Below are 13,659 nucleotides of genomic sequence, written 5' to 3'. Positions count from 1 at the left end.
GTGTTCGACTTCGGGGAGGGGGATTGTGATAATCGGACGCTGGTTGCTGATCGAGACACTCGGCCATGTCGACACCTGGTCGCTGCTCGCGGTCGGCACCGCACCGCGGGAGTGGAAGTCGTTCCAGCGTGCAGTATCCACCCGGTTGCAGCCGTTCGTCGCGGCCGCCTACACCGGTGGCACGGTCATCGATCAGGAACTGCCGCAGTCGCGCCACGACTGGTCCGGGCAGCATCTGCGCGTGGTACCGCTGCGCGGGCCCGACGGTCGCGTGCACGCCGTGCGGCTGTGGGTCGGCAGCGCGGAACCACCGGAGCCGGTCGGCGTGGCGGCGTTCAGCGTCGACGCGCGCACCCGCCGCATCGAGGCGCTCTCCTACGATCTCGGCGCGAACTTCGACAACGAGCACAACATCTGGATCGGTGCGGAATCCTTCGAGATCATCGAACGTTTCGACGGCGCACTCGAACTCGTCGCGACGCTGGCCCGGTCCACACCGGGCGCTCGCTGGCTCGACACCGCGACGGTGCGAGCCCGCACCGGCCCGCGCACTCTGCTGCTCGCCGCGCACAATCCGGACGAGAACCGCTACCACTGGCTCGGTTTGGCCGTCGACGTCACCGAAAGCGTTGCTCCGCAGCGTAAATCATTCGAAGCGGCGACCTTGGACCTGCTGCGCGGCGCACAACCGAACCTCTACCTGGCCATCGTCGATTTGGCCCAGGTCCGGCTCATCCGCTGGGTCACCGAGCCCGTCCCCGAGTTGCGCTGGGGACGGGGCATCGACGAACGCACCGTGCCGCATCCCGCCGACCGGGCGCGCATCGTCGCGGCGCGTGACGATATCCGCTCCGGCGTCGAACGGGTGACGCTCACCGGGGTCCGCCTGGCCACCGACAGCGGTGACTGGCTCGTCGCCGATCTCGAGGCCTCGCCGCTGCCCGGCGGGACCGCGGGCGCAACCGTGCCCGAGTTCGCGCTGGTGCAGCTGGACCTCCCCGCGCGCCCGGCGTGATCAGCCACCGGTAGCGGCGGTTGCCTGCGCAGTGGCGAACTCGGCCAGCCCCTTGGCAGGCGGTGTCGTAGGCGCGAATCCCAGCGTACGCTTTGCTCTTTCGATATCGGCCACGAAATGGCGGACGTCGGCGATGCGGTACTGACCGGTGACCACGGGCGGCTGCCCGCCGCGGGCCTTGGCCATGATCGAGGCGAGCTCCCACAGCGTGATCGGCCAGCCGGACGCGATATTCAGCGGCACGAACCCGGGCAGCGCACGCTCGATCGCGGCGAGCACGGCCGCGGTCGCATCGCGGACGTGCACGAAATCCCGGACCTGGCCACCGTCCTCGAATACGTGCGGCGCGCGGCCCTCGTCCAGCGCGGCACGCAACTGCCCGACCAACCCGGTCCGCGCGCCGTCACCGTAGATCTGATGCAGGCGCAGCGCCGTCACCGCGCCGCCGACGCCCAAACCCCAAGCGAACGCGTAGTTTTCCTGCGCCGCCTTGCTCGCGCCGTAGCTGCCGCGTGGCCGCAGCGGCGCGTCCTCGCCGACCGGCTCCCAGGTGAGCACCTCGCCCGTGCGCGGGGCACGATGGTCGAACAGGCCTCGATCCAGGTCGGCCCGCCTGCGCAGGCCGGGGAAGAACGGCCCGCCGCGCACACTGCGGTAGCGACCCTCGCCGTAGACCGTGATCGAGGAGGCGAGCACCAGGCGGCGCACCTTAGCCTGCTCCATCGCACCCAGCAGCGCCGCGGTACCGAGATCGTTGTGCGTCGCCATGTCGGCGGGGCTGCCCGCACTGACCGCCGCGAGATGACAGACCACGTCGATCCCGGCGAGCAGCGGCGCCAGCGCCGCGCCATCACGCACATCGACCTGCGAAACACCTTCCGGTGGTTCGGCGTTCGGGCCGTGCACGGCATCGAGCATCAGGTCGATGCCGATCACCTCGTGCCCCGCGGCGGCCGCGGCCGCGCGCACCTGTGTACCCAGGAACCCGGCCGCGCCGGTGACCAGAACTCTCATTCACCGCACCTCTGTTCGGCACCCCCGCATGGTCACGGTAGCGCGAATGGCAGCGACACCCCGGTATGAACACGGCAACGGTCACAGGTGTCGGTCTCGGTGACCGCGGCGACCGAGCGGCGGATCAGGTCCTTGAACGGGGCCAGATTGCGCTTGAACTCGGCGAAGACGTCGACCGCGTGCACGCCCGCGCCCTCCTCCAGCCCGGCGTCGAGGTCGGTCACCAAAGCCACTGCGGAGTAGCACATTTCGAGTTCACGAGCGAGCACCGCTTCCGGATGTCCGGTCATGTTGACCAGATCCCAGCCCTGTCCGGCGAACCAGCGGCTCTCGGCCCGGGTGGAGAATCGCGGGCCCTGCACGACGACCATCGTGCCCGCGCCCTTCATCGGCAGCGTGTCGTCCGCGGATTTGATGGTGGCGGTGCGGAGTTCGTCGCAGTACGGATCAGCGAACGACACGTGCACGCCGCCGCCGTCGAAGTAGGTCTGCGGGCGGCCCGAGGTGCGATCGACCAGCTGATCCGGCACCACCACGGTGCCCGGACCCCAGTCCCCGCGCAGGCTGCCCACCGCGCACGGCGCGAACACCCGGCGCACGCCGAGCGAGCGCAGCGCCCACATATTGGCCTGGTAGGGCAGCGTGTGCGGCGCGAACTCGTGGTTCTTGCCGTGCCGGGGCACGAAGGCCACCGGACGACCCTCGACCTCGCCGATCGCGATCGGCGCGCTCGGCGCTCCGTACGGCGTCTCGACCTCGACCTGGGTCGCCTCATCGTCGAAGAAATCGTAGAACCCGCTTCCGCCGACAACGGCGAGCGCGGGCCTGGCATGCGAACTCATGGCCGCAATTCTCCCGTCCCGGCCCGCGGGCCGAGCAACGGCCCCCGCGCCGGCCGTGCGCGCGGTTGTCGGTGCCGTCGGCGATGATGGACGGCATCGGGGCGCAACACGGCGCCACCGGCGCTGACCTGACAAGCCGTTCCGGAAACTGTACCCTAGGGGGGTATTAGTCCGGTCCGGTCACGGACCGGCAATCGACGAGGAGAGCACCGGTGGCACCCACCCCGCAGGAGCACGACGCGCACGATCACGCGGCACACGGCTACATCACCGCCAAGGACGACTACCTCAAGCGGCTGCGCCGGATCGAGGGGCAGGCGCGCGGGTTGCAGCGGATGGTCGAGGAAGAGAAGTACTGCATCGACATCCTCACCCAGGTCTCCGCCATGACCAAGGCGCTGCAGGCGGTGGCGATGGGCCTGCTCGAGGACCACATCAGCCACTGCGTCGTCGACGCCGCCGTCGCGGGCGGTCCCGAAGCCGAGGCGAAGATCAAGGAGGCGACCGACGCCATCGCGCGCCTGGTCCGCTCCTGATCGGTGGCCTTCCGACGCATCGCGCTCGGCCGGACGCGTGGTGCGTTAACGCGCTCCCTGACTTCCCGCACCCCTGTGGCCTGCGGAAACGGGTGCGCGCGAGCAGAACGGGTGCCCGAAGTCAGCCGTGCCACTTGCGGTAGACCGCTGCGGCGCCGGGGTGCAGGGGGGATCGGGGCGGTGCTGATCAGGGAACGGCCGTCCAGGAACTGGGTGCCCGCCGCCTCGGTCGGCACCAGCGAATCCGCTCGATACACCAGTAGTTCCACGATCGACGCGGCGGTGTCGGCCGGCAGCCCCGCCGCGACCAGCAGCAGGTTCGCCACACCGATGGTGTGCACCGCCGAACCACCGGGGTAGGCATCGGCGGGGATCTCCACCCGGTCGTATACCGGACCGAACCGCTCCCGCATGGGGGCCGCCAAGTCACCCATGTCCACCAGGCGCATACGCGCGGGCACCTGAAGCACCATCGTCGGGACGCCGCCCGCCCACAGCAGCGCGTCCGACTCGTCGGCGGCCAGTGCCGTCACCGCTTCGCGCAGCGGCCGATGCGAAACCGCCACATCCGTCGCGGGATCCAGCCCGGCGACCCGCAGGATCCGCTCGCCGGTCAGCGCCGCGCCCGACCCGTCCGCGCCCAGGTTGATCCGCGCGCCGCGCAGGTCGGCCACGCTGCCGATCCGACTGTCCGACCGCACCACCAGCTGCAGATAGTTCTCGTACACCCGGCCGAGCGCGAGCATCCGGTCCGCGCTGTCCCCCACCGAATCCGACAGTGCCAGGGCCGCATCCACCTGCCCCTGCCTCAGCAACGTCAGGTTTTCCTGCGACCCCGACGTGGTGACCCGCTCGATCCGCACGGTCCCCGACCGCGCCGCCGCCGCCGAAAGCAGTCCCGCGAACGCGTGATAAAAACCGCCGACCTCCCCCGACGCCAACCGCACCAGCGGACCACCACCACTCGGCCCACACCCGGCCACACCCGCCGCCGTCATACCGGCCAGCGCCAGGAAACCCCGTCGCCGCATAGTCATCGCACCCTCCTCGCACCGTGCGCGGCAGGGCCCCAGGTCCGGCCCGGACTCGCGTCGGGCGGCCGAAACGATTCGGCGACAGCGCTTTCAGCCGATCCGCGGACCCACCCATGCGTGACGATTCGGCCGCACAGAACTGCTCGGGGCCCGTGCACCCGTAGCCTGCGATTCCCGCCGTTCAGCGGCGCGCACGAATCCCACCGACGCATCGCCCCCCGCGCGGTCCACGTCCGAGCCCGCGCCGCTACACCGGATTCGATCACCCGCGCGGGCCACACCCGAACCGGCACCGCGACACCCGACTCGACCACCCCTGCGGTCCACACCCGAACCTGCACCGCGAAAACGGATTCGGCCACCCACGCGCTCATTCCGGCACCGCTGCAGGTAGGCGCACTTGAACCGACAGGCCGTGGGGTCGCACGGGTTCGACGGTGAGCGTCCCGCCACGCGCCTGGACCAAGGCCGCGGCGATGGGCAGGCCGAGACCGGAGCCGCCGCGCACCGCCGTCGACCCGCGGTAGAAACGCGTGGTGAGCTTGGCGATTTCGGCGGACGGTACACCTGCGCCGTCGTCCTGCACGGTTACCGTGACCCAGCCGGGTTCGACGGCGACGAGGATCTCGGTGCGCGCACCCGCCCCGGCATAGCGCGACGAATTGCTCAGCGGCACATCGAGGATCTGGGCCAGCACGTCCGCGGACACCGCGACGTCGGCATGCGCGACAGCCGGTGCGACACTCAACTCCTGACCGGACAATTCGTAGGCCGAACACCACGCGTCGAACCGGTCGGCGACCACTTGCACGGCATCGCAATGGTTCTCGGCCTCGGCGAGGCGCGCGGCATCGAACGCGGCGGGCGTCTCGGCCACGGCGAGGGTGAGCAGGCCGTCCAGCAGCGCGGCCAGCCGCTCCACCTCGGCACTGGCACCACGGAAGGTGGCCGCCGCGTCGCCCGGTATCGCAGGCTCCAGCGAGTCGAGTCGAATCATCAAGGCCGCCAGCGGGTTCCGCATGGCGTGCGCGGTGTCGGCGACGAGCTGGCGCTGCGCCTGCACCGAATCGGCGACGGCCAACGCCATCGCGTCGAAAGATTCAGCGACAGCCCGCATTTCGGGCGGTCCACCGTGATGGCCGGCGATCGACGCCGGCGGCCCGGCCGTGACCTGCCCCGCGGGCGGCTTCGGCAGCGTCGCGGTGAGGTCCGCGACCGCACCGGAGAGCGCCGCGAGCGGCCGCAGCACCCAGCGGCTCAGGGTCAGCGCCAGCAGGGTGAACAGCGCCATCGCACCCGCGCCGCCGAGCAGGATGAACCCCCACGTCCGCGCGATATCGGCCCGCGCCCGCGCGGTGGACGCCTGGATCACCACGGCCCCGCCGACCTGCACCCCGGTGCCGACCGGACGGGCGATGAGCACCGTCCGCGCGCCCCACGGCGTCAGCTGGTCGGGCACGTGCGGACGCTGGTTGCGCCGCGCCGCCGCCACTGCCGCCCCGATCCCCGGATCATTTAGGCTCGCACCGCCATTGGCGGTCGTCGCGCCTTTGGCGTCCACGATCAGCACGTTCTCGCCGTACAACTCGTGATAGCGGCCCACCTCATCCGAGAGCGCACGGGTGTCCCCGGTGGTCGCGGCGGCGGCCGCGAGATTCGCGAAGCGATCGGCGTCGCCGGAACGAGCGAGCACCAGCGTCTGGGTCCGGCTGGTCGCGACCGTCAGCGACAGCGGAACGGCGAACGCCAGCACCGCGATCGCGGCGAAGACGGTCAGCGCGATGAGTAGGCGGCGCCGCACGGCCTGCCCCTGATCACTGCCCCCACCGATACCCGTAGCCGCGAATGGTGGTGATCAGTCCCGGCCGATTCAGCTTGGCGCGCAACCCCGTCATGTGCACGTCCAGCGACCGCGACACGGCGACGAACGCGTCGCCCCAGATCCGGTCCATCAGCTGCTGGCGGCTCACCGCGGCCCCCGGCCGCTCCACCAGCGCCTCGACCAGTTCGAATTCCTTCTGCGTCAACGTGATCGGCGTCCCCGCCACCTCGACCAGCCGCGCCTGCAGATCGACCCGCACGTCACCGGTGACCACCACCGCCTGGGTGGGCTGGGCCGCCGCGGCCGCCCTCCTGGTGACGGTCTCGAGGCGGGCCATCAACTCCGCGATTCGCGGCGGCTTCACCAGATAGTCGTCGGCGCCACCGCGCAGTCCGCGCACGATCGAACGTTCGTCGCTGCGCGCGGTCAGGATGAGCACCGGCACCTGACTGACTTCGCGCAGCTGCCGCAGGATCTGCAAGCCGTCGGCGTCGGGCAGGCCGAGATCGAGAATGACCGCGTCGTAACCGCGGTGCGCGGTCAGCAGATCCGCGCCGCGCCGCTTGCGTTCCGCGCGGTAGCCACGGGCGTTGAGCGCTTCTACCAGCGCGTCACCGACGCCGTCGTCATCTTCGACCACCGCAAGCCGCACGCGCCGATCCTCCCATAACGGGTGGATCGGCGCGTGTGCCGGGCGGTCAGTCACGCACAGCGGCCAACTGACGATCCGGCTCGGCCACCCCGGTACCGACCCCGGTGTCGGCGGTGATGGTGGCGCCCTCGGCGTCGATAGTCGACGACGTCGAGGTCTCCCGCATGAAGAAGTACGTGACCAGCGAGATCAGGATGCACCCTGCGACGTACCAGAAGTACACCGACTCGTGGTTCGCCTTCTTCAGCGCGAGGGCGATGGTTTCCGCGGTGCCGCCGAAGATGGCGACGGTCAGGGCGTAGGGCAGGCCGACGCCGAGGGCGCGGATCTTGGTCGGGAACAGCTCGGCCTTCACGATCGCGTTGATCGAGGTGTAGCCGGTGATGATGACCAGAGCCAGCATCATCAAGGCGAACGCGGCAATCACATTGGTGGTGTGCGCCAGCACCGTCATGATCGGCACGGTCAGCAGTGTGCCCGCGACGCCGAAGAAGATGAGCAGCTTGCGCCGGCCGATCCGGTCCGACAGCGCGCCTGCCAACGGCTGCAACACCACGAACACCAGCAGCGCGATGAAGTTGATCCACGCGACGGTGCCCTTGGAGATGCCCGAGGTGTTGATCATGAACTTCTGCATGTAGGTGGTGTAGGTGTAGAACGCCACCGTCCCGCCGAGTGTCAGGCCCATCACCAGCAGGCATTCGCGCGGGTACTGCAACAGCATCCGCAACGAACCGCGCGCGGCCTCCGGTTTCGGCGTGCCCCGCTGCGCGGCGGCAGCGGCCGCAGCCTGGTCCCTACCGTGCTGGTAGGCGTGCTCCGTGATGCCGTCCGTGACGAATACCCGGTTGTCGGCGTCCGCGGCGGCGGCCCGGAACTGCTCGGACTCGTCCATGCCGCGGCGCAGCCACATCACGATGAGCGCGCCCGCCGCACCGATGACGAACGGAATACGCCAGCCCCAGTTGTTCATTTCGGCGCTGGTGAGGAACTGCTGCAGGACGATCTGCACGCCGAGCGCGACGAGCTGACCCGCGACCAGGGTGACGTACTGGAAGCTCGAGTAGAAACCGCGCCGGCCGGAGGAGGCCACCTCGGACAGATACGTCGCGCTGGTGGCGTATTCGCCGCCGACCGAAAGTCCTTGCAGCAGGCGGGCGATCAACAGGATCGCCGGTGCGGCGATACCGATGGTCTGGTACCCGGGAGTCACCGCGATCAGCAGCGAGCCCGCGGCCATCACCGTCACCGAGAGGGTGAGCGCCGACCGGCGGCCGAACCTGTCGGCGTAGCGGCCGAGCAACCAGCCGCCGATCGGGCGCATCAGGAAGCCGACGGCGAACACCGCTGCCGTGGAGAGCAACTGCGCCGTCGGATCGTCCTTGGGGAAGAACGTTTTCGCGAAGTACACGCTGAACGCCGCGTAGACATACCAGTCGTACCATTCGACCAGGTTGCCGATCGAGCCGCGCAGCACATTCGCGACGACCCGGCGCTCACCCGCGGGCTGTGTCGTAGTCACAAGATCTCCTTCTTCGACGCCTCAGCGCGTCAGCAAGAACGAGTGTGTGGCCAGTCACAGGCCCGGGGGAACCGTCCGGGTCGCTTTCTAACGTTCCCTTAGGGATGTCGCATCAGGAACGCAACAGTGGGGCGAGGGTACGCAGGGTGGCGAGGTAGTCGTCGTCCAGGGCTTGCACCGCCACGTGATCGGCGCCGGCATCCAGGTGCGCGATCAGCTGCGCGGCGACCGCTTCCGGCGTGCCGTGGGCGACGACGGCGTCGAAGACGCGACCGCTCGGGTCGGCGACCTCCTCCTCGGTGAAGCCGAGCCTGCGCAGGTTGGAGACGTAGTTCGTCAGGCCCAGGTAGAAGTTGACCGTCTGCTCGGCGGCGGCTCGCGCTTGCGGATCATCGGACAGCAGAACCTTGTGCTCGGTCGCGAGCAGCGCGTCCGAACCGATCACCGGGCGAGCCTGCGCCGTATGCGCGGCGGGCACGAAGTAGGGCAGCGCGCCGGCGGAACGTTCCGCGGCCAGCTTCAGCACCCGCGGGCCGAGCGCGGCGACGGCCCGACGCTGCACCGGGACGTCGGCGGCGTCGAGCTCGTCCAGGTAGTCCACGAGAGCGTCGTAGGGCTTGCGGTAGTCACCTGCGTGCTCCGGGTGGCCGACACCCACGCCGAGCAGGAACCGGCCGGGGTACTTCGCTTCGATCCGATGGAACGAGGCGGCGGCTTCCTTCGCGGGCGTCGCCCAGACGTTCACGATGCTGGTGCCCACCGAGATCGTCTCGGTGGCCGCCAGCAGCGGCTCGACCGTGTCCAGCTCGCCGGGTGGCGACGCACCCAGCCACAGCGTCCCGTAGCCGAGCTGTTCCAGCTCCCGTGCGTCCTCCGGGCTGAACCCGTTGTACGCCCGCCATACACCGAACCGTCCGAATTGATCAAAGGTCATGCTTGCGGAACGATCCGGCCGCGCAGCCTATTCCGCGCACGATGCCGTTCGTCAGTCGCCGCAGCAGCCGTGCGCCGCGGGCACGGTGCGCACCTCTCTGGTCTGCGCGTTACGCGCGGCCAGGTCGGCGTCGGCGGGATAGTCCACCGCGATCAGGCTCAAGCCGTGCGCGGGCGCGACGGTGACCGAGCTGGAGCGTTCGGTCTCCTGGAGCAGCCCGGCCACCCAGTCCGGCGTGCGCCGCCCCTCCCCCACCGCGAGCACCGCGCCGACCAGGCTGCGCACCATCGACCAGCAGAACGCGTCCGCGCTGACGTAGGCGGTCAGCAGTTCGCCCTGCTGTTCCCAGTCGAAGCGCTGTAGCTCACGCACCGTGGTCGCGCCCTCGCGCCGGCGGCAGAAGGCAGCGAAGTTGTGCAGGCCCAGTAGTTTTCGCGACGCCGCGCGCATGGCATCGAGATCGACGTCGTGACGGCAGGCGACCACGCTGCGGGCTTGCAAAGGCTCCGCACCGTAGCGGGCGGTGGTCAGCCGGTACGCGTAGTGCCGGCGAATCGCCGAGAAACGAGCGTCGAATTCGGCCGGGACGAGCTGAACATCCTTGATTCGCACGTCTTTCGGCAGGAACCGGGCCATCCGGTGCACCAGTTTGGCCGGGTCCACCTCGGTGGCCGTATCGAAGTGTGCGACTTGGCCTTCGGCGTGCACGCCGGCATCGGTGCGGCCCGCGACGGTCAACTGCACCGGCTCGCGGAACACCTTCGTCAGCGATTCCTCCAGCACGCCCTGCACGGTGCGTAGTCCCGGCTGACGCGCCCAACCGGTGAAATCGGTACCGTCGTAACCGATGTCGAGCCGAACCCGAGCCGGGTCGGGTGACTGCGCGGCGGGGCCCGCCGAATCCTGCACCGTCACAACGATCTCCTGTCATAACGAATGAACCCGCCGACCCGCAGAGCGGGCGGCGGGTTCATTCGAGAACTCCGGACGTCAGGCGTCTGGATCATCCCCGCAGATGCGGGGAACACGATCTCAGGCGTCCTTCTTGTCCTCAGCAGCCTCGTCGGCAGCCGGGGCCTCGGCCTCGGCGGTCTCGGCGACGGCCTCGTCGGCGGTCTCCTCGACGACCTCGGCGGCCGGAGCCTCTTCGGTCTTCTTGGACGCCGCGACCCGGCGGGCCCGGTCGGCCTCGTTGGTCACGGTCTTCTCGCGAACCAGCTCGATGATCGCCATCGGCGCGTTGTCACCCTTGCGGGGCAGCGTCTTCGTGATGCGGGTGTAGCCACCCTCGCGACCCTCGAACGAGGGACCGATCGTGGCGAAGAGCTCGTGCACGACGTCCTTGTTACGGATCACCTTGAGCACCTCGCGACGGTCGGCCAGGGTGCCGCCCTTCGCCTTGGTGACCAGCTTCTCCGCGTAGGGGCGCAGCGCCTTGGCCTTGGCCTCGGTGGTCGAAATTCGACCGTGCTCGAAGAGCGCCGTCGCCAGATTGGCGAAGATCGCCTTCTGGTGCGACGCCGACCCGCCGAAGCGGGCACCCTTCTTGGGCTTGGGCATGGTTTGTTCTCCTTGTGTGAGGCCGGGCCGGGGTGCCTACCCCAGCGGCCTAGAGCTGTTCGGTCTCGGCGTAGTCCTGCTCGCCACCGTCGGTGTCACTGAACGTGCCGCTGTCGCTCCACGTCCCGGTGCTCGCGTCGTAACCGACCACGCTGGACGGGTCGAACGACGCCGGGCTGTCCTTCAGCGAGAGGCCGAGCGCGTGCAGCTTGACCTTGACCTCGTCGATGGACTTCTGGCCGAAGTTGCGGATGTCCAGCAGGTCCGACTCGGTACGGGCGACGAGCTCGCCCACCGTGTGCACACCCTCGCGCTTGAGGCAGTTGTAGGACCGGACGGTGAGGTCCAGGTCCTCGATCGGCAGACCGAACGAGGCGATGTGATCCGCCTCGGCCGGCGAGGGGCCGATCTCGATGCCTTCGGCTTCGACGTTCAGCTCGCGGGCCAGGCCGAAGAGCTCGACCAGGGTCTTGCCCGCCGAGGCGAGCGCGTCCCGCGCGCTGATGGAGTTCTTGGTCTCCACGTCCAGGATGAGCCGGTCGAAGTCGGTGCGCTGCTCGACACGGGTGGCCTCGACCTTGTAGGTCACCTTGAGCACCGGCGAGTAGATCGAATCCACCGGGATCCGGCCGATTTCCGCACCCGACGCCTTGTTCTGCACGGCCGGGACGTAGCCGCGACCGCGCTCGACCACGAGCTCGATCTCCAGCTTGCCCTTGTCGTTCAGGGTGGCGATGTGCATATCCGGGTTGTGTACGACGACGCCGGTCGGCGGCACGATGTCACCGGCGGTGACGGTGCCGGGACCCTGCTTGCGCACGTACATCGTGACCGGCTCGTCCTCCTCCGAGGACACGACCAGACCCTTGAGGTTCAGGATGATGTCGGTGACATCCTCCTTCACTCCGGGAACGGTGGTGAACTCGTGCAGCACGCCGTCGATACGAATGCTCGTGACCGCGGCCCCCGGGATCGAGGACAGCAGGGTACGCCGGAGCGAATTGCCCAGGGTGTAACCGAAACCCGGCTCGAGCGGTTCGATGGTGAACTTCGAGCGGTTCTCGGCGACGACCTCTTCGGTCAGTGTCGGACGCTGTGAAATCAGCATTTAGGATCATCCTCCTGTTTGGGCGCCCGCTATTTGACGCCTCGTTCTGGGGGTTTCCCTTCCGTCCTCCGGCTTTCGCGAGGACGACGGAAGGGAACAGCGGCAGAGCCGATTACTTCGAGTAGTACTCGACGATCAGCTGTTCCTGCAGCGGCACATCGATCTGAGCGCGTTCCGGCTGCTGGTGCACCAGGATCCGGAGCCGGCCCGGAAGGACCTGCAGCCAGCCGGGAACCGGACGGTCACCGACGGTCTCGCGCGCCACCTGGAACGGCAGCGTGCCCAGCGACTTCTCCTTGACATCGATGATGTCGTACTGGGTCACCTGGAAGCTGGGGACGTTCACGGCCCGGTTGTTCACCAGGAAGTGGCCGTGGCTGACCAGCTGACGCGCCTGACGACGGGTGCGCGCCAGACCGGCGCGGTACACGACGTTGTCGAGACGGCACTCCAGCAGGCGAAGCAGGTTGTCACCGGTCTTGCCCTTGAGGCGGTTGGCCTCTTCGTAGTACCGGCGGAACTGCTTCTCCATGACGCCGTAGGAGAAGCGAGCCTTCTGCTTCTCCTGCAGCTGGAGCAGGTACTCGCTCTCCTTGATCCGCGCGCGGCCGTGCTGGCCGGGCGGGTAGGGGCGACGCTCGAACGCCTGGTCGCCTCCGACGAGGTCGACACGCAGACGACGCGACTTGCGGGTGATGGGGGCCTGTATAACGAGCCATGTGTTATCTACCTTTCCGCTAGACGCGACGCCGCTTGGGCGGACGGCAGCCGTTGTGCGGCTGCGGGGTGACATCGGAGATCGTGCCGACTTCCAGACCGGCGGCCTGCAGCGAGCGGATCGCGGTCTCGCGACCCGAACCCGGGCCCTTCACGAAGACGTCGACCTTCTTGACGCCGTTCTCCTGCGCCTTGCGGGCAGCGTTCTCGGCGGCGAGCTGCGCGGCGAACGGGGTCGACTTGCGCGAACCCTTGAAGCCGACGTGACCCGAGGACGCCCAGGAGATGACGTTGCCGTTCGGGTCGGTGATGGACACGATCGTGTTGTTGAACGTGCTCTTGATGTGCGCGTGGCCGTGCGGGACGTTCTTCTTTTCCCGGCGACGCGACTTCTGGGTCTTCTTGGGGCCGGAGGCCCGTGACTTCGGAGGCATCGGTTATCCCTACTTCTTCTTGCCGGCGACGGTGCGCTTCGGGCCCTTGCGGGTGCGCGCGTTGGTCTTGGTGCGCTGGCCACGCACGGGCAGGCCACGACGGTGACGCAGGCCCTGGTAGCAGCCGATCTCGATCTTGCGACGGATATCGGCCTGCACCTCGCGGCGCAGGTCACCTTCGACCTTGAGCTCGGGCGAGCTCTCGATGTAGTCACGCAGCTGCGTCACCTGGTCGTCGCTGAGGTCCTTGCTGCGCAGGTCCGGGCTGACGCCGGTGGCCGCGAGGATCTCCTTGGAGCGGGTACGGCCGATGCCGTAGATGTAGGTCAGCGCAATCTCCATGCGCTTTTCACGCGGGAGATCGACGCCCATGAGACGTGCCATGTGGCAGGTTCCTTCACTGTGTCGGAGGTCTGCTCCCTGTCCGTCCCCGCGTCTTGGTGGGGCACCGGCCTCCGTACCGGTGGTA

Annotated in this window: 13 protein-coding genes and 2 pseudogenes; 2 read left to right on the top strand and 13 right to left on the bottom strand. The window is 68.8% G+C overall.

What is annotated here, in order from left to right:
* Nucleotides 1-43 precede the first annotated feature (43 nt).
* Nucleotides 44-1,015 (top strand): GAF domain-containing protein, encoded by a 972-nt coding sequence (locus NBRGI_RS40620; RefSeq protein ID WP_235211272.1) that lies wholly within the window; start codon nucleotides 44-46, stop codon nucleotides 1,013-1,015.
* Here the strand turns inward: NBRGI_RS40620 and NBRGI_RS40615 are convergent, their stop codons facing one another.
* The gene (locus NBRGI_RS40615) at nucleotides 1,016-2,029 is read right to left on the bottom strand and encodes an NAD-dependent epimerase/dehydratase family protein (protein ID WP_029903269.1); all 1,014 of its coding nucleotides are present in this window, start codon (nucleotides 2,027-2,029) and stop codon (nucleotides 1,016-1,018) included.
* Between the two features lie 32 nt (nucleotides 2,030-2,061).
* Nucleotides 2,062-2,871: an S-methyl-5'-thioadenosine phosphorylase gene (locus tag NBRGI_RS40610; RefSeq protein ID WP_029903267.1), complete on the bottom strand. Its 810-nt coding sequence runs from the start codon at nucleotides 2,869-2,871 to the stop codon at nucleotides 2,062-2,064.
* Nucleotides 2,872-3,083: 212 nt separating this feature from the next.
* On the opposite strand from NBRGI_RS40610, the gene NBRGI_RS40605 reads away from it, so the two are divergent.
* Nucleotides 3,084-3,407, top strand: a complete 324-nt coding sequence (locus NBRGI_RS40605; protein WP_029903264.1) for a metal-sensitive transcriptional regulator — start codon at nucleotides 3,084-3,086, stop codon at nucleotides 3,405-3,407.
* Nucleotides 3,408-3,634: 227 nt separating this feature from the next.
* Here the strand turns inward: NBRGI_RS40605 and NBRGI_RS44730 are convergent.
* The 11 genes and pseudogenes from NBRGI_RS44730 to rpsM all read right to left on the bottom strand — a co-directional run.
* Nucleotides 3,635-4,405: pseudogene (locus NBRGI_RS44730) on the bottom strand (TAXI family TRAP transporter solute-binding subunit); the annotation flags it as partial.
* A gap of 406 nt (nucleotides 4,406-4,811) precedes the next feature.
* Nucleotides 4,812-6,242, bottom strand: a complete 1,431-nt coding sequence (locus NBRGI_RS40595) for a sensor histidine kinase (RefSeq protein ID WP_029903262.1) — start codon at nucleotides 6,240-6,242, stop codon at nucleotides 4,812-4,814.
* A gap of 13 nt (nucleotides 6,243-6,255) precedes the next feature.
* Entirely contained in the window at nucleotides 6,256-6,915 is a 660-nt protein-coding gene (locus NBRGI_RS40590; protein ID WP_014981775.1) for a response regulator transcription factor, read from the bottom strand.
* A 46-nt stretch (nucleotides 6,916-6,961) separates the two neighbouring features.
* Nucleotides 6,962-8,437, bottom strand: a complete 1,476-nt coding sequence (locus tag NBRGI_RS40585; protein ID WP_029903259.1) for an MFS transporter — start codon at nucleotides 8,435-8,437, stop codon at nucleotides 6,962-6,964.
* A gap of 112 nt (nucleotides 8,438-8,549) precedes the next feature.
* Nucleotides 8,550-9,371, bottom strand: coding sequence for an LLM class F420-dependent oxidoreductase (locus tag NBRGI_RS40580; protein ID WP_029903258.1), 822 nt, complete (start codon nucleotides 9,369-9,371; stop codon nucleotides 8,550-8,552).
* 51 nt (nucleotides 9,372-9,422) lie between these two features.
* Nucleotides 9,423-10,292, bottom strand: coding sequence for a tRNA pseudouridine(38-40) synthase TruA (truA, locus tag NBRGI_RS40575; protein ID WP_370627926.1), 870 nt, complete (start codon nucleotides 10,290-10,292; stop codon nucleotides 9,423-9,425).
* Nucleotides 10,293-10,403: 111 nt separating this feature from the next.
* On the bottom strand, nucleotides 10,404-10,931 hold the full coding sequence (gene rplQ, locus NBRGI_RS40570) for a 50S ribosomal protein L17 (RefSeq protein WP_014981771.1): 528 nt from the start codon (nucleotides 10,929-10,931) through the stop codon (nucleotides 10,404-10,406).
* Nucleotides 10,932-10,980: 49 nt separating this feature from the next.
* Nucleotides 10,981-12,039 (bottom strand): DNA-directed RNA polymerase subunit alpha, encoded by a 1,059-nt coding sequence (locus NBRGI_RS40565; protein WP_014981770.1) that lies wholly within the window; start codon nucleotides 12,037-12,039, stop codon nucleotides 10,981-10,983.
* A gap of 112 nt (nucleotides 12,040-12,151) precedes the next feature.
* A pseudogene (rpsD, locus tag NBRGI_RS40560) lies at nucleotides 12,152-12,758 on the bottom strand (30S ribosomal protein S4).
* An 18-nt stretch (nucleotides 12,759-12,776) separates the two neighbouring features.
* Nucleotides 12,777-13,190 carry a 30S ribosomal protein S11 gene (rpsK, locus tag NBRGI_RS40555; RefSeq protein WP_014981768.1) on the bottom strand — a complete coding sequence of 138 codons (414 nt, stop codon included), beginning with the start codon at nucleotides 13,188-13,190 and terminating at the stop codon, nucleotides 12,777-12,779.
* 9 nt (nucleotides 13,191-13,199) lie between these two features.
* Entirely contained in the window at nucleotides 13,200-13,574 is a 375-nt protein-coding gene (gene rpsM, locus NBRGI_RS40550; protein WP_014981767.1) for a 30S ribosomal protein S13, read from the bottom strand.
* Nucleotides 13,575-13,659 lie beyond the last annotated feature (85 nt).

This window comes from Nocardia brasiliensis IFM 10847 (assembly GCF_000710915.1).
GTDB lineage: Bacteria > Actinomycetota > Actinomycetes > Mycobacteriales > Mycobacteriaceae > Nocardia > Nocardia brasiliensis_A.
This window is presented reverse-complemented; position numbering and strand designations above follow the sequence as displayed.

Coding starts and splice junctions, on each gene's coding strand:
- NBRGI_RS40615 (WP_029903269.1), bottom strand. CDS start 2,029: ATGAGAGTTCTGGTCACCGGCGCGGCCGGGTTCCTGGGTACACAGGTG.
- NBRGI_RS40610 (WP_029903267.1), bottom strand. CDS start 2,871: ATGAGTTCGCATGCCAGGCCCGCGCTCGCCGTTGTCGGCGGAAGCGGG.
- NBRGI_RS40580 (WP_029903258.1), bottom strand. CDS start 9,371: ATGACCTTTGATCAATTCGGACGGTTCGGTGTATGGCGGGCGTACAAC.
- rplQ (WP_014981771.1), bottom strand. CDS start 10,931: ATGCCCAAGCCCAAGAAGGGTGCCCGCTTCGGCGGGTCGGCGTCGCAC.
- NBRGI_RS40565 (WP_014981770.1), bottom strand. CDS start 12,039: ATGCTGATTTCACAGCGTCCGACACTGACCGAAGAGGTCGTCGCCGAG.
- rpsK (WP_014981768.1), bottom strand. CDS start 13,190: ATGCCTCCGAAGTCACGGGCCTCCGGCCCCAAGAAGACCCAGAAGTCG.
- rpsM (WP_014981767.1), bottom strand. CDS start 13,574: ATGGCACGTCTCATGGGCGTCGATCTCCCGCGTGAAAAGCGCATGGAG.